Consider the following 16,718-nt stretch of genomic DNA (forward strand, 5'->3'; position numbering starts at 1 on the left):
ATCCGGTGTCAGGCGGTTGCGAAGTGTGTCCGGCGGTTCAGTCGATCAACGCGCCAGCGTCGTAGAACGGATACGGGCCGTCGGCCGCGTCGACATACGCATGATGCGTGACGATGCCCGTCGCCGGATCGTAGTAATGGAGCGCATACGCGGGCGGCTCCATCACGAACGCCGACGGTCCGTCCTCGCGAAAATCGAGCGCCACCTGGTGCGCGGGCGCTGGAATCGCGCTCGCGATCGTGCCGCCGAAGCGCACGAACATCGACCGATGCACGTGCCCGCAGAGCACGCGCTCGACGTTGGGATGCTGAGCGATCAACGCCGCGAGCTTGTGCGACGCCGCCCGGTCGAGCCGGATCTCGTCCATATGCCCGATGCCGCACGCGAACGGCGGGTGATGCAGCGCGACCACGACCGGCTTGCCGCGCGCCGCATCGAGCTGCCGCTCGAGCCACGCGAGCCGCGTGTCGCACAGCATGCCGGCGCTCGAACCGGGCACCAGCGAATCGAGCGCGATCACGCGCAGCGGGCCGACGTCGAGCGCGTACTGCACGAACTCGCCGCCGCTCAGCAATTCCTCGCGCCCGGGAAACGCCGCGCGCAGCGCGTTGCGTTCGTCGTGATTGCCGACCATCAGGAAGTAGGGGATTTCGAGCGGCGCGAGCAGTGTTTTCAGGCGCGCGTACTGCTGGGGGTCGCCCTGATCGACGAGGTCGCCGGTGATCAGCACCGCGTCGGGGCGTGGTGTGAGCGCGTTGAGCGCGTCGACGCAGCGCGCGAGGTAGGGGGCGGTATCGACGCGGCGATACGCGAGTGCGCCGGGTTGCTTGATATGCAGGTCGCTAATTTGAGCCAGCAGCATGACAGAGGTCCTTCGGGTTGCTTCGTGTCGGGCGCCAGGATGCGGCGCTGTTTTTACCTACGATAGCGCAATCAGTGCGTCCGGCTCGATCGAGATGCCGACCGGCGTGCCGCGCGCAAGCTCGATGCGGCCCGCGACGTCGACGAAGAGCGGCTCGGGCGCGGCACCGCCAATCGTCAGACGCGTGCGTTCGCCGAGGAACGCGGTGCTTTCGATCTGGCCGCGCAGTTGCGCGAGCGCGGGGTCGGTGAGCCGGGCATCCTCGGGGCGAAAGAAGATTTCGTGCGCGCCGTGTGCGTTCGACGCATGCGCGGGCAACGGCACGGCGCCGCCGCTCGTCGCGAGCATGCCGTCGCGGGGCTCGCCCGCGACACGGTTGATCGTGCCGACGAACTGCGCGACCGTGCGATTGGCCGGACGATAGTAGATGTCGCGCGGCGAACCGATCTGCTCGATGCGTCCCGCGCTCATCACGACGATGCGATCGCCGAGCTCCATCGCTTCGGCCTGATCGTGCGTCACGTAGACGGTCGTGATGCCGAGTTCGCGCAACAGCGCGTTCATCTCGCTGCGCAATGCGTCGCGCAGACGCGCGTCGAGCGCGGTCAGCGGTTCGTCGAGCAGCAGCACGCGCGGCTGCACCGCGAGTGCGCGCGCGAGCGCCACACGTTGACGCTGGCCGCCCGACAGTTGATCGATCGGTTTGTCGGCGTGCGCGTTGAGCCGCATCATGCCGAGCAGTTCGTCGACGCGTTGTCGCGCGACTGCGGCCGGCACGCGTTTGATCTTCAGGCCGTAGCCGATATTGCCGCGCACGGTCAGGTTCGGAAACAGCGCGTAGCTCTGGAACACCATGCCGACCGCGCGCTTTTCGATCGGCAGCGTGGTCACGTCGTCGTCGCCGAATGCGATGCGGCCGCCCGCGTCAGGCGTTTCGAGGCCCGCGATCAGGCGCAGCGTCGTCGTCTTGCCGCAGCCCGACGGTCCGAGCAGCACGAGGGTTTCGCCCGCGCCGATCGTCAGGTCGAGCGGTTCGAGCACGCGCGTGCCGCGAAACGTTTTGGCGCACTGCGTGAGCGTGATGGGAACCGAGGTCAGTTTCATGGTGTGTCGATGGGCTTCGCGGAAAAGGCGGCGCCGCGCTTCTTCGAGGCGCTGCGCTGGCCGGTCGCATCGACGCCGAGCCATTGCATCGCGACGAGCAGCGGCATCGTCATGATGAAGAACAGGATCGTGTACGCGCTGCCGATCTCGATGCGCATCGACGCGTAGGTGTCGGCGAGGCCGACCGGCAGCGTCTTCGTGTCGGGCGTGTGCAGCATCCACGTGAGATTGAATTCGCCGATCGACAGCGTGAGCACCGCGAGCGCGCCCGCGACGATGCCTGGCCGCGCGTTCGGCAGCACGATCGTGACGAAGCGCGTGAAGAAGCTCGCGCCGAGGCTCGCCGCGCCTTCTTCGAGCGTGCGCAGATCGCTGCTCGCGCAGACCGCCGCGACCGCGCGCACCATGAACGGCAGCGTGAACACCACATGCCCGACGACGATGAACGCCGCGCTCATCCGAAACGCCGTGAAGCCGCCGTAGATCACCAGCAGCGCGAGTGCCGATGCGAGGCCGGGCAGCGCGATCGGCAGCACCAGAAACTCTTCGACGATGCGTGCGAAGCGCGTCTTGCTGCGCGCGAGCACATAGCCCGCGGGCACGCCGGTCAGCAGCGTGACGACGAGCGTCGCCGCGGCCACTTCGAGCGATAGCCACACCGAGTCGTGATACTGGGTCCACACTTCGACGAGCCAGCGCAGCGTGAGTCCGCTCGACACGCCCTTGAAGTAGTTGACCGTCAGCCCGGCGACGATCGACATGACGACCGGCACGATCAGGAACGCGCACAGCAGTAGTGTGACGAACCATTGACCCGCGGCGAGCCATGTTCGCGTGGAAGGCCACGCGCGTCGCGCGCGCGGTCCGGCTGCCGGTTGCGAAGACGGCGAAGGGGCGGTGATTGAGTTCATAGGTAGGTAGTCGTTGCGTTCGCGAACGCGCGGCTCCGGCGACGCACCGTTCACGCGCTCGCCGCCACGCCCGAACCGCTCGCGCTGCGCGCGATCGCCAGCACTGCCCACGTGACGATGCCCAGCACGATCGACAGGCCCGCGGCCGTCACCATGTTCGCGTTCAGCGTGAACTCGGTATAGATGGTCATCGGCAGCACGTCGATGTCGGTGGCGAGCGTGAACGCCGTGCCGAACGCGCCCATCGCGGTCGCGAAGCACACGGCGCCCGCCGCGATCAGTCCGGGCGACAGCGCCGGCAACACGATGTCGCGCATGATGCGCCACGGCGATGCGCCGAGCGAGCGCGCGGCCTCTTCGAGCGATGCATCGAGCTTGGTCGCCGATGCCATCACGGTGACGATCACGCGCGGAATCGAAAAGTACAGATAGCCCAGAAACAGGCCGCTCATCGAATACGCGAACACCCAGCGATCGCCCGCGAGTTTCAGCGACAGCGCGCCGATCAACCCTTGACGTCCCGCGAGCATGATGACCATGAAGCCCACGACGACACCCGGAAACGCGAGCGGAAACGTCAGCAGCGCGAGCAGCGCGCGCTTGCCGGCGAACTCTCGACGCGCGAGCAGCAGCCCCGCGATCACCGACAGCACCAGCGTGGCCGCCGTGACCGCCGCCGACAGCACGACGGTCGCGCCAAGGCTCGACATGTAACGCGCATTCGTCAGCATTGCGCGATACGTCGCGAACGCATGGCCGCCGCCGGAGAGCTGCGCGAGCGCGACCATCGGCAGCAGCCAGAACGCGATGAAGACCGCGAGCGCGGGCGCGAGCAACGCGATGCGCCAGCGCAGCGGGAACGTGACTTCGTTCAATGCATCACCTGTAGATAGCGCTCGCCGAAGCTCGACTGCTTGTCGGCCATCTTCGCGAAGTCGACCGGCTTCGCGCGCGCGTATTCGCTCGCGGGCAGGAACTGCGCGGCCGTTTCGGCGCTCATCGCGCTCGCGCGCACCGGCCGCAGATACGCCTGCGCCCACAGCTTCTGGCCTTCGTCGGACAGTACGAAATCGAGCACCTTCTTGCCGTTCGCTTCGTGCGGCGCGCCTTTCACGAGGCTCATCACGTACGGCACCGAGATCGTGCCTTCCTTCGGAATCACGAACTCGACGTTCGCGTGATCCTTATACTTCGCGCGGTACGCGTCGAAGTCGTAGTCGAGCAGGATCGGAATTTCGCCGGACAGCACGCGCGCGTACGCGGTTTGCTTCGGCACGATCGGCGCGTTCGCCTTGAGCTTTCTGAACCAGTCGAGACCCGGTTCGAAGTTGTCGAGCGTGCCGCCGAGCGCCTGGTTCACCGCGACCGCGCCCGCATAGCCGACGAACGCGCTCGACGGATCGAGATAACCGATCATGCCTTTGTATTCGGGCTTCAGCAGATCGGCCCACGAGCGCGGCACCGGCTTGCCTTCGAGCGCGTCCTTGTTGACGAAGAAGCCGAGCGTGCCCGAGTGGATCGTGAACCAGTAGCCTTGCGGGTCTTTCAGGGCGGCGGGAATGTCGTCCCAGTGCGCGGGCTTGTACGGCTGGATCACGCCCTTGTCCTTGGCCTGGAACGCCGACGATACGCCGAGATACACGACGTCGGCGACCGGACTTTTCTGCTCGGCCATCAGCTGCGCGATCGATTGCCCTGAGTTCTTGTTGTCGAACGGCACGCGAATGCCGGTCTTTTGCTGGATCGCCTTGATCTGGCTCGCCCAGTCGGCCCATTCGGGCGGGCAGTTGTAGCAGATCGCGGTTTCGTCGGCGCGCGCGGCTTGCGGCGCGAGCGCGACGAGCGCCGCGCCGGCGACGAGCAGGCTCGCCGGCAGTGCAGTCGCGGCGGCGTGCGAGAGTTTTTGCCACAGCGGTATGAGCGAGGATGCGAAGCGTGAGGTTGAGCGGGGCACTGCGGGTCTCCCTGTGTCGGATGGGTTGCGAGGGTTGGGGATGACAGCTAGGGCGCGCGTATGCGCGTGCCTTCATTGGGCTTCTTATGCGAGCGGCTTTTCGATGGCGGCCGCAGCGTTCGGGACGTGGGTCGGCGACGCTTCGTCGAGATTCGCGTGCGAGCCGAGCGCCGCGATCGTCGCGCCTTCGCGCAAGCTATGCGGCAGCGTCAACGCGCGCGAGGTTGCGCAGAACGCGCGCTCGTCGCGCGCGCCGCCGATGCGTGCGAGCAGGCGCTGCCACGCCGCACAGCCGATTTCGCGATTCGGCGCGCAGATGCTCGCGAGCGCCGGCGACAGCAGTTCGCCCATTGCGAGGCCGTCGAAGCCGAGAATCGACATGTCCTGCGGAATCCTCAGACGCGCGCGGCGCAGGCCGCGCATCACGACCATCGCGAGCAGATCGTTGCTGCAGAAGAGGGCGGTCGGACGGTTTGCGCCGTGCGTCAGGTGCGCGAGCACGGACGGCGCGAGTTCGTCGGCGTTGAAATCGACTTCGAGCGCGGGCGCGGCCGTGAGGCCGGCCTGCTGCATCGCCTGCGTGTAGCCGAGATGCCGCTGACGCGCGCGATCCGAGGCCGCGAACGACCCGGCCAGCATCAGGATGCGGCGATGGCTGTGCGCGATGAGCCGGCGCACGCCGTCGTAGGCGGCGAGGCGATTGTCGACCGACACCGACGGGCGGCGCACCGTGTCGTTGTGCATCAGCACGTATAGCAGGCCGTCGCGGTCGAGTTCGTCGAGCAGCGGATGGGTGTCGGCATCGGCGACGGTCAGGATCAGTCCTTCGACGCGATGCTCGCGCAGCGTTTCGATTGCGTGACGTTCACGGTCCACGTCGTACTGCGTGGTCATCAGCATCAGCCGATAGCCTTGCGCTGACGCGAGATCGTCGATGCCTTGCAGGCATTCGGCGAACACCGGGTTCGCGAGCGTCGGCAGAACGACACCGACGAGGCGCGTGCGCTCGCCGCGCAATTGCCGGCCGAGCGGGCTCGGGCGGAAGTTCAGCGCGTCGATCGACTGACGTACCTTGTCGAGCGTGACGGGGTTCACGGTGTGCGGCGCGTTGATCGCGCGCGATACCGTGGCGATGGAAAAGCCCGCGTGGGCGGCGACATCCTTGATCGTCGGCGTCATCGGTTTTCGGCCCGCTGTAATCGTTTTCGTGAGCGGATTATCGGCAACGTTTGTGACTTTGGGATGAATGCGGGTGTCGGGCGCGTTTTTGGGGCTGCCGCGAGGCGATGGTAGAATTCGCGACCACGCGCGATTGCCACCTCTGCCGGGGTGATGAAATTGGTAAACATAGCGGACTTAAAATCCGCCGCCTTCGGGCTTGCCGGTTCAAGTCCGGTCCCCGGCACCAAATACTCGCTAACGGATTTCAACGGTTCACCACGAAGCCCCGACAGCTAGCGCTGAGCGGGGCTTTTGTTTGCTGTAGTCTCCAAGGGTTCACCAGCGATTACAACCTAGGGGGTCGTTTCGGGGGTTGCCACGATTCAAGCGCCCGTCGAATTTCAAGCGCCCGTCGGATGGAAAACGCCCCCAGCAGCGGCGCGACAACCGGAGACGCAAACATGGCGCTGACCGATGTCACGATCCATAACACGAAGCCAGGTGAAAAACAGCAGAAGCTGTACGACGGTGGCGGCCTGCTGCTGCTTGTCACGCCAACGGGCAGCAAGCGATGGATTTTCAAGTACCGTTTTGCCGGAAAGGAAAAGAGCCCCGCACTTGGCGTCTATCCAGACGTGCCGCTTGCCGATGCCCGCAAGCGTCGGGACGACGCCCGCGAAAAACTGGCAGCACACATTGATCCGGGGGAAGCCAAAAAGGCCGGGAAACGCGCCGCCCGCCTTGCTGCTGCCAATTCATTCGAAGCCGTTGCGCTCGCCTGGATGGAAGAGCGCGGTCAGTCCGTTGAAAGCGGGCAGTATGAAAAAACGCTTGCGCGTTTCAGGAATGACGCGTTTCCCTGGCTTGGCAAGCGACCCATCGCGGAAATTGACACACCCGAGATTCTGGCAGTCCTTAAACGCGTGGATAGCCGGGGCGCCCGCTTTACGGCTCACCGTCTGCGCAGCGAAACAAGCCCCGTGTTGCGTTTCGCGATCAAGGAGGGCTATTGCAAAACCGATCCGGCACGCGATCTGGTTGGCGCAATACCGCCTGCACAGACAACGCATTTCGCCTCGATCACCGAGCCCGCCAAGGTCGCGGAGATGTTGCGGGCCTTCGATGCCTTTTCCGGCACGTTCCCGGTTTTGTGTGCGCTCAGGCTCGCGCCCATGCTGTTTGTGCGTCCCGGCGAACTGAGATAGGCTGAATGGGCGCAGATCGATCTTGACAAGGGGGCATGGCGCTACCGCGTCACGAAAACCAACACGGATCATCTTGTGCCACTGGCGGCACAGGCCGTCGCGATCCTGCGCGAACTGCGGGCGCTGACGGGTAGCGGACGCTACGTGTTCCCAGGCGCGCGCGATATCAAGCGCCCGATGGGTGAAGCGGCTATCAATGCCGCGCTTCGGCGGCTTGGCTACGATACGCGCACCGAGATAACCGGCCACGGTTTCCGGGCGATGGCGCGCACGATCCTGCATGAAGAACTGGAACACAAGCCCGAAGTGATCGAGCATCAACTCGCGCACGCTGTACCGGATAACCTTGGTTCGGCGTACAACCGCACAAAATTCATTCGCGAGCGCCGCGAGATGATGCAGGAGTGGGTCGATTACCTTGACCGGATCAAGGCCGGCGCCGAAGTCATTCCGATCAAGGGCGGGACGGTCGCCTGACTACCTCAGTGGGACAACGTTTTGGAACAGCACCTCCCGATGATGGAAGCGTGGGCGGCGCATGTCTTTGCTCTCTGAGACCTACGTGACATTAAACAGAAAGTCCCGCCGAAGCGGGACCACTTGTACTCATCGGCTTCGCGAACTACCGGTTAATAGTCGTCGCTGTTATCCTCAAACACCGGAAAATTAAGGTCGAGGGTAATCAGGTAGCGCTCGTCGTTTGGTCGGTCGTCTGTCCGAAAGCACCGGATATTGAGTGAAACCTGATATTTGTTGCCGGCCTGCCATCGTGTCGTGGGTGCGTCGCACGCCCGAATTGTATTGCGTGTCGCCTGAGTGTCTTCGATGGGGCGATTGGTCGAAGAGTGAAAAGGTTTCCACCCGCCCCGCCTGAATTGGTTCTGTAGGTCCGTGAGGATCGCCATTGATTCGTCAAGCGGTAATGTTTCGACTTGCGGCGAGAGTACAAGTGATTCGACCTTGCCTTGCTGGTCGTACTGAACCATGAAAAACTTCGCGGCCGGCGTTACGAAATCATAGTGTGGATCAACAAATCGGAGTTTTGCAGGGCGTATCAGCACCCCAGCCCAGCTCGTATTGGGTTCAATCGGCGGTAACGTCGAGTGCGATTGCTTACGCACCTGTTCATAGGGTTCCCCTAGCGTCAGCACGACCTCATCAACAGGATTTGCCATTGCGAGCAGTCCCCATAAGGCAGCGCAGCCAACTACGGTGCAAACGAGATATCCAGGCCACCTGATTTTTCGACTCAGCATGTTTACCTTGCATGCGCGATGAGATAAAGGGAATTTTCTACGTCATATTTCTTAAGCGGATCGTGTAGCAGTTGGTCGAAACGCTGTGCGGCTCGCAAAACAAATGCCATGCGCTGCTGTGGATCGGCAAGATTTGCGAGAGGCTCCTTGCTGAATCTTTCGTTCTTGGCGTTGGCCCCGGTCACCGTACACTGATTCGCAAAGGCAAGCTGGATTTCCCGCGCCGATCCAGTCGGAATATGCAATGCCCATGCGAACTGGTTGGCGCGCATCAGCAACGCGAATGTTGGATCGTTGTACATGGCCGGTTGCAAGATGTTGATTTGCTCGTGTATTGCCAAGTCTTTGACACCATCTGCAATGCGGCCACTATCAATTGCGGAGAAGGCGCTCAAAATCTGAGGCCTTTCCTCCGCGAACGGAACACTGTTCTCAATCGGCCACAGGACGGAACCGCGCAAGAGTTTGCGTTCGGGTAAGCATCGCTTTAATCGCGCAAGCCCAAACTTCTTGTAGAACATATGCAGCGGCCAAACGTCGAGAAACAGCGACGTGTTGCCCTTTGCCAGCATCTGATAGACCTTGGTACCGCTTTCGGCGGTCGCAGCGCTCACCGCCGACTGTGCCCCGTAGGCCGATGCCATATTTCGGCACGCAGTTCTGGGTGAGGGCATGCCGATTCTCTCGGCTCTCCGGTTCGTGAGCGAATCATAAAATGGCCCCACCTTCGACGGGTGAGCGTTGCGGATCACCCTGCGCCAAGCTAGCGCAAACAGGAGGGGGCATTCAATAGGACAGGTTCGATATTTTGTTTAACGATTGTCAAAACAATGGTGATGGTGACCATCGGGTTTAGTGAGTCGTGAGCGGCGGCGCGATAACAAAGAGCCAGCGGTCGCTGTCGCCGTCGTCGGGGGGAGTGACAACCGCTTTTATATGTACAGGATGACCAACCATCAGGTCGCCAAAGCCCTGTACGACGAAGTAAAAAACGGCAACCTGCTGTTTGTGCCCGAGCGGGACGACATGCGCAAGTGTGTGGAGGAGATACGCAAGCAGCGGGAAAAAGCTTCGGGTCCAGCGCCTGCCCGCACACAACAACCGGCCGAGGCGGACATGGCAAGCTCGCTTTATGGCAACAGTCCGCGCGTGCCGCAGAATCTCGGCAATGCAAAGCCGTTGGAGTACGCACCGGACGCGCTGAGCGGCGATGTGCAGCAGATCGCGGCGCGCGGAGTCAGCGCGGCCGAGGAAACTCAGTGCGACGCGATATATCATGCGGAAATGACAGCGTGTTCTGCTGCTTGCGCAATATTCCAGGACCCGCGCACTTATGCGCTGTGCGCGCAACGGGCATTCGCGAATTACCAGACCTGTAGAGGTTATTGATGAGTCAACGACAAACCGCGTTTATCAGTTTTTTCGACGAACACACGGGACAGGTGAAATTCTGCGTTGTGCCGCGACAGTTCGTTCAAACCGCGATTGGTCGCGTCATGGCAATCAGCGTGCCGCCGGATGCCGCTGAACACTCCGACGCTCCATTTACAGACGAGGACACGCGGAAGCTGGGGGGCTTGGCGGTCCTGAGCCTTGCCGCTTCGAATCCTGACTTGAGGTCTCGCTTGCAGATCACGACTGAAGCCCCGATGGTCTGGACACCAGCGAAGCCGTCTGGCGAATAGTGCAATTCACACCCCGTAACCAGTGCCGTTGATACTAAGCATGGTCGCCCCACAATCATTCGTCATCTCATATAACGACGAACTTCAGCAATTCGACATGTGCTCGCTCAAAGACTCAGATCTTGCGGAACTGCGCGAGAATGCCGTGGTAGCGCCTTGGCGGCTTGACGCCATTCCAGGTGATGAACTGACAGAGAATGTCGCCAACTGCCTCGGGGCCTGTGCGCTTGGCATCCTCTCGATATATCACCCCGAAGTGAAGCAGCGTTTGCGTGTGAGGCCGGATCAGTTCCCTCTGCCGTAAGCCGTACCGCCTCAGCGGAGTTGGATTTCTTGTAGTCGCTCGACGTCAAGCATGCAGGGTGATTGATGCGATGAAGCGAGCGAATCAATTGCGCGGTGACGACAACGCCATCTTGCACGACGATGGAGGCGTTGAATCAGGCGGTGAAATCATCGACAACATGCACGCCTACGCGCCTTAAGTCGTCCGGAAAGAATCAAACTTGTCGCCAGGCCGGACCATGCGTAACATCACCCCCGCCAACCTCACTCCGCCTTCATGTCCCCCCTCAAATACCTCACCGGCTACCCCGCACCTCTGCAAGACAAGGTGAGAAAGCTGATCGCCGCCGATCAGCTCGGCTCCTACGTCGCGCAGAAGTACCCGAGCACGCACGAGGTGCAAACCGACCGCGCGCTCTACGAGTACTGCGCGGAACTCAAACGCGAACACCTGCGCAACGCCGAGCAGATCGACAAGGTCACTTACGACAGCAAACTCGACGTGATGCGTCACGCGCTCGGCCTGCACACGAGCGTTTCGCGCGTGCAGGGCAGCAAGCTGAAAGCGAAGAAGGAAATCCGCATCGCGTCGTTATTCAAGGCCGCGGCGCCGGAGTTTCTGAAGATGATCGTCGTGCACGAACTCGCTCATCTGAAGGAGAGCGATCACAACAAAGCGTTCTATCGTCTGTGCGAGTTCATGCAGCCGGGTTATCACCAGATCGAATTCGATCTACGTCTGTATCTGACGCATCGCGATCTGGCGAAGAAGACCGTGTGAGGTACGCCGCGCGGCAGGCGCGGCAGGCGCGACAAACGGAGCTGACTTCAAGCCGCCAGTTCCGCGGCATCCTCCACCATCGACGCCGTCAACAACACCGGAATCGATTTCGACGTCGGCGTACCCGCGCCATCTGCGACCGAGGAGAGCGGCACCAGCGGATTCGTCTCCGGATAATAAGCGCCGAGGCAGCCGCGCGGAATGTCGTACTCGACGAGCAGAAAACCGTCCACGCGTCGCTCGATGCCATCTGCCCACACGCTCGTGATATCGACGCGCTGACCAGCCGCGAACCCGAGCATCGCGAGATCGTCCTTGTTGGCGAACAGCACGCGCCGCTGTCCGTACACGCCGCGATAGCGATCGTCGAGACCGTAAATCGTCGTGTTGTACTGATCATGTGAGCGGGTGGTCATCAGCGTCATCAGGCGTTCGCCATGTTGCTTCTTCGCCTGATGAATCGGCGTGTCGAGCGCGATCGCGTGGACGATGAACTGTGCCTTGCCGCTCGGCGTTTTCCAGATGCGATCGCGCGATGCGACGCCGAGATGGAAGCCGCCCGGCTTCTTCAGACGCTCGTTGTAGTCGTCGAAACCGTCAATCACCTTCGCGATGCCGTCGCGAATCAGCGCGTAGTCGGCCGCATGGGCGAGCCAGTCCACCTTGCCGCTGCCCAAAGTTGCATGCGCCATGCGCGCGACGATCGCCACTTCGGAAAGCAGATTGTCCGACGCCGGCTTGTTCATCCCATACGAGATGTGCACCATGCTCATCGAATCCTCGACGCTGACGCCTTGCGCCACGCCGTTCTGAACATCGATCTCGGTGCGTCCGAGCGTCGGCAGGATCAGCGCGTCGCGGCCATGCACGAGGTGGCTGCGATTGAGCTTCGTCGTCACGTGCACGGTCAGATCGCATGCGCGCATCGCGTCCCACGTGCGCGGCGTGTCCGGCGTCGCGATCGAGAAATTGCCGCCCAGCCCGATGAACACCTTCACCTTGCCGTCGAGCATCGCCTGAATCGTGTTGACGACGTCGAGTCCGTGCTCGCGCGGCGGCGCGAAGTCGTAGGCTGCGCCGAGCTTGTCGAGAAACGCTTCAGTAGGCTTTTCCTCGATACCTACCGTGCGGTCGCCCTGCACGTTCGAGTGGCCGCGCACCGGGCAAAGCCCCGCGCCGCGCCGGCCGATATTGCCGCGCATCATCATCAGATTCGACAGCAGCTGTACCGTCGCGACCGAGTTCTTGTGCTGCGTGAGACCCATGCCCCAGGTCGAAATCACCGCGCGGCCCTTCACGTAGATATCGGCGAGCTTCAGCACCTCATCGAGCGGCACGCCTGCCTCGGCGACGATCGTGTCCCAGCGCTCGGCGCGCAGATCGTCGGCGAAGGCAGCGAAGCCGACTGTGTGCTGGGCGATGAAGCCGAAGTCGAGCACGCGCTCGAGGCCCGACACGAGCGCTTCGTCATCCAGTTCGAGCACGCGTTTGGCAACGCCCTTGATCAGCGCGAAATCGCCGCCGACCTTCGGACGGATGAATACCGAGCTGATTTTCGTGCTGCCCATCGTCAGCATTTCGACCGGATGCTGCGGGCTGGCGAAGCGTTCGAGGCCGCGCTCCTTGAGCGGATTGATCGACACGATCGTGGCGCCGCGCTTCGCGCATTCGCGCAGCTCACCGAGCATGCGCGGATGGTTGGTGGCCGGATTCTGGCCGAAGATCAGCAGCGTATCCGCGTGTTCGAAGTCATCGAGCGTGACCGTGCCCTTGCCGATGCCGACCGTGTGCGGCAGGCCACGGCTCGTCGCCTCGTGGCACATGTTCGAGCAATCGGGAAAATTGTTGGTGCCGTACATGCGCACGAACAGCTGGTACAGGAACGCGGCTTCGTTGCTCGCGCGGCCCGAGGTATAGAACGCGGCGCGGTCAGGATCGTCGAGACGCTTCAGATGGCTCGCGATCAGCGCGAACGCGTCGTCCCAGCCGATCGGCACATAGCGGTCGCGCGCGGCGTCGTAGACGAGCGGATCGGTCAGGCGGCCGTGCTGCTCGAGTTCGAAGTCGGATTGCGTCATCAGCTCCGTGACGCTGTGCCGCTCGAAGAACGCGGGCGTCACGCGCTTGCCGGTGGCCTCGGCGGCAACGGCCTTCACGCCGTTTTCGCAGAACTCGAATGTCGACGCGTGCTCGCGATCCGGCCACGCGCAGCCGGGGCAGTCGAAGCCGTCAGGCTGGTTCTGCTTGAGCAGCGTGCGGTAGTTGCCGCCCGCGACCTTTTCCTTGAGCAGGTTGATGGCGACATACTTCAGCGCGCCCCAGCCAGCGGCGGGGTGCTTGTACGGCTCGATGCGGGCTTCGGCTTGTGTTTCGTTCTTCATGACGTGGCGGTGGACAGATTCGACAGGCTTTGCAGCCCAATGCTGGAGAGCGTACTGTGTTCCACAAACCACGTCGGATACAGAAAATCGGAAAGAATAGGAGTACAGTTGCGCGACGATGCCTGAAGCCGCCCGAATCCACCCGAATCGCATGAAGCTCTACGAAAAACTCGCCGACGAAATCACCGAAGCCGTGCGCCGCGGCGTGTTCGCGGCCGGCGAGCGGGTTGCGTCGGTGCGTCAGGCGAGCCAGCAGCACGGCGTCAGCATCAAGACGGTGCTGCACGCGTATGCGCTGCTGGAAAGCCGCGGCATCGTCGAGAGCCGGCCGCAGTCGGGCTATTTCGTGCGCGACGCGGCCGCGCGGGCGCTCGCGCCGGCGCCCGCCGCGGCCCCCGTGGGCAGCGAGTCCGCGCCGCCGCCAGTGCCCGCGACGGTCGACGTGAGCCGGCTCGTGCTGTCGACGCTACGCAGCATCCGCGCGCACGACGCCGTGCCGTTCGGCTCGCCGTATCCCGATCCGTCGCTGTTCCCGTGGCGGCGCATCAACCAGTACGCCAACGCGATCGCGCGGCGGCACGCGAGCTGGAATCTGATCGACGATCTGCCGCCGGGCAACCCCGAGCTGATCCGGCAGATCGCGCGGCGCTATGCGGAAAACGGTCTGCCGGTCGATCCGGGCGAAATCGTGATCACGCTCGGCGCGACCGAGGCGATCAACCTGAGCCTGCAGGCGGTCGCCAAGCCGGGCGACACCGTCGCGGTCGAGTCGCCGACCTACTACGCGATGCTGCACGCCATCGAGCGCCTCGGCATGCGCGCGATCGAGGTGGCGACGCATCCGGTCGACGGCATCGACATCGACGCGCTCGCGAAGGCGATCGCGCGGCAGAAGATCGCCGCGTGCATGGTGATGCCGAATTTCCAGAATCCGCTCGGCTTCTGCATGTCCGACGAGCGCAAGCGGCAACTGGTCGAACTGCTGGCCGCGCACGAGATCCCGGCGATCGAGAACGATGTCTACCAGGAGCTGTATTTCGGCGACACGCGGCCGTCGACGCTGAAGACCTTCGACACCCAGGGGCTCGTGCTGCACTGTGCATCGTTTTCGAAAAGCCTGACGGCGTCGTACCGGATCGGCTGGGCGCTGCCGGGGCGCTATCGCGCGCAGGTCGAGAAGCTCAAGTTCCTGAATACGCTGACGACGCCGTCGGTGCCCCAGATCGCGGTCGCCGATTATTTGCGTCAGGACGGCTACGACCGTCATCTGCGGCACCTGCGCCGCGTGTACCGGCAGCAGGCGAGCATCATGAGCGCGCTGGTGCTGCGCTTTTTCCCGGTCGGCACGCGCGTGTCGACGCCGCGGGGCGGCTACGTACTGTGGGTCGAGTTGCCCGTTGCGATCGATTCGATGCGGCTTTATCAGGCGGCGCTCGAACGCGGGATCACGGTCGGGCCGGGGATGATGTTTTCGACGCGCAACGATTTTCGGCACTTCATCCGGCTCAACTACAGCTATCCGTGGACCGCGCAGGCCGAAGCGGCGTTGAAGACGCTCGGTGAGCTGGCTACGGCGATGGCGTGACAGGCGCTACGGCGATGCAAAACGACACATCACGACAGGTAGACCGACATGGATGACGACGACATCGACCCGCAACTCGCCGCGATACTCGCGCAGCTATGGCGCGCGCATCGCGAGACACCCTGGCGCGCGTGGTCGCTCGCGAAGCTGTCGAAGCAGGCCGGCGTGCCGATGAGCAGCTTGCGGCGGCAATTGACGGCACTCTCGGGAAGCGGTCTCGTTGATACGATGATCCACGACGATGGCACCGGAGCCGCGTCGCTGAGCGAAATCGGCGCGCAGCTTTGCGCGGAGCTGTTCGGCACGAGCGAGGGCGGCGAGCCGTCGGCCCCCGGCTGAGCGTCCCGGCGCAACTGCCGCCGGCGCGCAATTGATCCCGCGCACGGGTTGATTGTTGTCGTAGTCAGCGCGTTCCGCCGTCTCATGGCCCGACGCTCGCCTGCATCTGCGGTTGTGATCGCGATGGCGCCATGTCCTCCGCCTCGAGCGTGGCGACGCCGCAGAACCAGTCGGCATCGCGCGGCTGATACTTCCACCGATTGCTGGACTGCCCGATCACGCTCGCACACTGCTCGTTCACCGCAAGGTCGGGCTGCGCGGCCGTGCATTGCAGCGTCGACGGGTCGGAGTGCGCATCCGCATCCACGGACGCCGCGTGCCGCGCGCCGCTCGGCAGGCTCGCCAGCAGTCGCTGCAATTCGTCGATACGCGTCGCGTACCACGTCCGCAGACACGCGGTGTCGCGGCAGTTCGCTTCGCGCCAGGCCCACTTGCTGTCGCTGTCGTCGATGAACGCGCGGCGCTGGGTGACTCGCCGACGTGCCTTCCAGTAGAGTTGGCCCAACGTGTCGTCGAGCGTCGACAGGGCGGCGTCGCCGCAAATCATGCGCTCGGTCGGCGAGCGGCCGCGCTGGCAATCGAAGCTCGCAGCGTTGGCGTACGGATGCGCGAGCAGCAGTCCGGCGATCAGGAGGGGGCGGAAGAGGGTCATCAGGGTGTGGGCGGTGCATCGGTTGATCATGCCGCCGATGATCGACCGGTCGCGCGCCTCACGGACGTCCGAACAACGCGGGAATTCGGGCGGGTCGTTACCAGATGTTGCCGCGCGGGCTGCCGGCCCCGGTCGGCGCTCGCGCACCTTCGCGTGTCACGAAGTAGGCGCAACGTCTATATATTGGATATTGGAAGTGGGGGGCACTTGGGCCGGCGTGGTCAAAGGCGGCCATCGAAAGAGGGAGAACGAATGGAACGACGACTCGTGTTCGGTCTTTGCATGGCAGCGGGCCTTCTGACTTTACCCGGCGCGGCCAGCGCGCAGTCACAGGCCCATACGAACAGCGGGTCCAATGTGCGCGGGGGCCCTGCGGCCGACTACCCGATCGTCGCGCAACTGCCGGCCCAGCGTCGAGCCGCTGCGGCGCCTGCGGGCCACGAACAGACGGCGCCCGCACTGCCGTCGCCCGTCGTACCGGCATCAACCGATGCTGGCACGCCACGCCGGAGCCGTCCGCACGCGATGCATGGCAGATTTTCACGCTGGGCTTAGCG

At 63.5% G+C, this 16,718-nt stretch carries 16 protein-coding genes, 1 tRNA gene and 1 pseudogene; 8 read left to right on the forward strand and 10 right to left on the reverse strand.

Going from position 1 to position 16,718, the window contains the following annotated elements; all coding sequences use genetic code 11:
• Nucleotides 1-37: 37 nt before the first annotated feature.
• The 6 genes from HDG33_RS02200 to HDG33_RS02225 form a co-directional block, all read right to left on the reverse strand.
• Nucleotides 38-862, reverse strand: a complete 825-nt coding sequence (locus HDG33_RS02200) for a phosphodiesterase (protein ID WP_184022070.1) — start codon at nt 860-862, stop codon at nt 38-40.
• Nucleotides 863-919: 57 nt separating this feature from the next.
• Nucleotides 920-1,966 (reverse strand): ABC transporter ATP-binding protein, encoded by a 1,047-nt coding sequence (locus tag HDG33_RS02205; RefSeq protein WP_184022073.1) that lies wholly within the window; start codon nt 1,964-1,966, stop codon nt 920-922.
• The gene (locus tag HDG33_RS02210) at nt 1,963-2,877 is read right to left on the reverse strand and encodes an ABC transporter permease (protein WP_184022076.1); all 915 of its coding nucleotides are present in this window, start codon (nt 2,875-2,877) and stop codon (nt 1,963-1,965) included. The genes HDG33_RS02205 and HDG33_RS02210 overlap by 4 nt, the downstream gene beginning before the upstream one ends.
• 50 nt (nt 2,878-2,927) lie before the next feature.
• Nucleotides 2,928-3,752 carry an ABC transporter permease gene (locus HDG33_RS02215; protein WP_184022079.1) on the reverse strand — a complete coding sequence of 275 codons (825 nt, stop codon included), beginning with the start codon at nt 3,750-3,752 and terminating at the stop codon, nt 2,928-2,930.
• Nucleotides 3,749-4,831, reverse strand: a complete 1,083-nt coding sequence (locus HDG33_RS02220) for an ABC transporter substrate-binding protein (protein ID WP_184022082.1) — start codon at nt 4,829-4,831, stop codon at nt 3,749-3,751. The genes HDG33_RS02215 and HDG33_RS02220 overlap by 4 nt, the downstream gene beginning before the upstream one ends.
• An 84-nt stretch (nt 4,832-4,915) precedes the next feature.
• A complete protein-coding gene (locus tag HDG33_RS02225) occupies nt 4,916-6,010 on the reverse strand; it encodes a substrate-binding domain-containing protein (protein ID WP_184022094.1) in 1,095 nt (364 codons plus the stop codon).
• A gap of 144 nt (nt 6,011-6,154) precedes the next feature.
• Between HDG33_RS02225 and HDG33_RS02230 the strand changes: the two genes are divergently transcribed.
• Together HDG33_RS02230 and HDG33_RS02235 are read left to right on the forward strand one after the other, a co-directional pair.
• A tRNA-Leu gene (locus HDG33_RS02230) sits at nt 6,155-6,239 on the forward strand.
• 214 nt (nt 6,240-6,453) lie between these two features.
• Nucleotides 6,454-7,674: pseudogene (locus HDG33_RS02235) on the forward strand (tyrosine-type recombinase/integrase).
• A gap of 152 nt (nt 7,675-7,826) precedes the next feature.
• Here HDG33_RS02235 and HDG33_RS02240 read toward each other — a convergent pair.
• Together HDG33_RS02240 and HDG33_RS02245 are read right to left on the reverse strand one after the other, a co-directional pair.
• Nucleotides 7,827-8,372 carry a flagellar biosynthesis sigma factor gene (locus tag HDG33_RS02240; RefSeq protein WP_260330286.1) on the reverse strand — a complete coding sequence of 182 codons (546 nt, stop codon included), beginning with the start codon at nt 8,370-8,372 and terminating at the stop codon, nt 7,827-7,829.
• An 83-nt stretch (nt 8,373-8,455) separates the two neighbouring features.
• Nucleotides 8,456-9,097, reverse strand: a complete 642-nt coding sequence (locus HDG33_RS02245; RefSeq protein ID WP_184022100.1) for a DUF2515 family protein — start codon at nt 9,095-9,097, stop codon at nt 8,456-8,458.
• A 301-nt stretch (nt 9,098-9,398) separates the two neighbouring features.
• On the opposite strand from HDG33_RS02245, the gene HDG33_RS02250 reads away from it, so the two are divergent.
• The 4 genes from HDG33_RS02250 to HDG33_RS02265 all read left to right on the forward strand — a co-directional run bounded on the left by HDG33_RS02250 (nt 9,399) and on the right by HDG33_RS02265 (nt 11,204).
• Nucleotides 9,399-9,842: a hypothetical protein gene (locus tag HDG33_RS02250; RefSeq protein WP_184022103.1), complete on the forward strand. Its 444-nt coding sequence runs from the start codon at nt 9,399-9,401 to the stop codon at nt 9,840-9,842.
• Nucleotides 9,842-10,138 carry a hypothetical protein gene (locus HDG33_RS02255; protein ID WP_184022106.1) on the forward strand — a complete coding sequence of 99 codons (297 nt, stop codon included), beginning with the start codon at nt 9,842-9,844 and terminating at the stop codon, nt 10,136-10,138. The genes HDG33_RS02250 and HDG33_RS02255 overlap by 1 nt, the downstream gene beginning before the upstream one ends.
• 40 nt (nt 10,139-10,178) lie before the next feature.
• Nucleotides 10,179-10,442, forward strand: coding sequence for a hypothetical protein (locus HDG33_RS02260; protein WP_184022109.1), 264 nt, complete (start codon nt 10,179-10,181; stop codon nt 10,440-10,442).
• A gap of 258 nt (nt 10,443-10,700) precedes the next feature.
• Entirely contained in the window at nt 10,701-11,204 is a 504-nt protein-coding gene (locus tag HDG33_RS02265; RefSeq protein WP_184022121.1) for a M48 family metallopeptidase, read from the forward strand.
• A 47-nt stretch (nt 11,205-11,251) separates the two neighbouring features.
• Here HDG33_RS02265 and HDG33_RS02270 read toward each other — a convergent pair whose 3' ends face one another.
• Nucleotides 11,252-13,585 (reverse strand): FdhF/YdeP family oxidoreductase, encoded by a 2,334-nt coding sequence (locus tag HDG33_RS02270; protein ID WP_184022124.1) that lies wholly within the window; start codon nt 13,583-13,585, stop codon nt 11,252-11,254.
• A 151-nt stretch (nt 13,586-13,736) separates the two neighbouring features.
• Between HDG33_RS02270 and HDG33_RS02275 the strand changes: the two genes are divergently transcribed.
• Both HDG33_RS02275 and HDG33_RS02280 read left to right on the forward strand, forming a co-directional pair.
• Nucleotides 13,737-15,170: a PLP-dependent aminotransferase family protein gene (locus HDG33_RS02275; RefSeq protein ID WP_184022137.1), complete on the forward strand. Its 1,434-nt coding sequence runs from the start codon at nt 13,737-13,739 to the stop codon at nt 15,168-15,170.
• A 48-nt stretch (nt 15,171-15,218) separates the two neighbouring features.
• Nucleotides 15,219-15,509, forward strand: coding sequence for a helix-turn-helix domain-containing protein (locus HDG33_RS02280; RefSeq protein WP_184022142.1), 291 nt, complete (start codon nt 15,219-15,221; stop codon nt 15,507-15,509).
• An 82-nt stretch (nt 15,510-15,591) separates the two neighbouring features.
• On the opposite strand, the gene HDG33_RS02285 is transcribed toward HDG33_RS02280, so the two are convergent.
• Complete coding sequence (locus tag HDG33_RS02285) at nt 15,592-16,161, reverse strand: lysozyme inhibitor LprI family protein (protein WP_184022823.1); 570 nt, start codon at nt 16,159-16,161, stop codon at nt 15,592-15,594.
• Between the last annotated feature and the right edge of the window lie 557 nt (nt 16,162-16,718).

The organism is Paraburkholderia sp. Cpub6, assembly GCF_014201065.1.
GTDB lineage: Bacteria > Pseudomonadota > Gammaproteobacteria > Burkholderiales > Burkholderiaceae > Paraburkholderia > Paraburkholderia tuberum.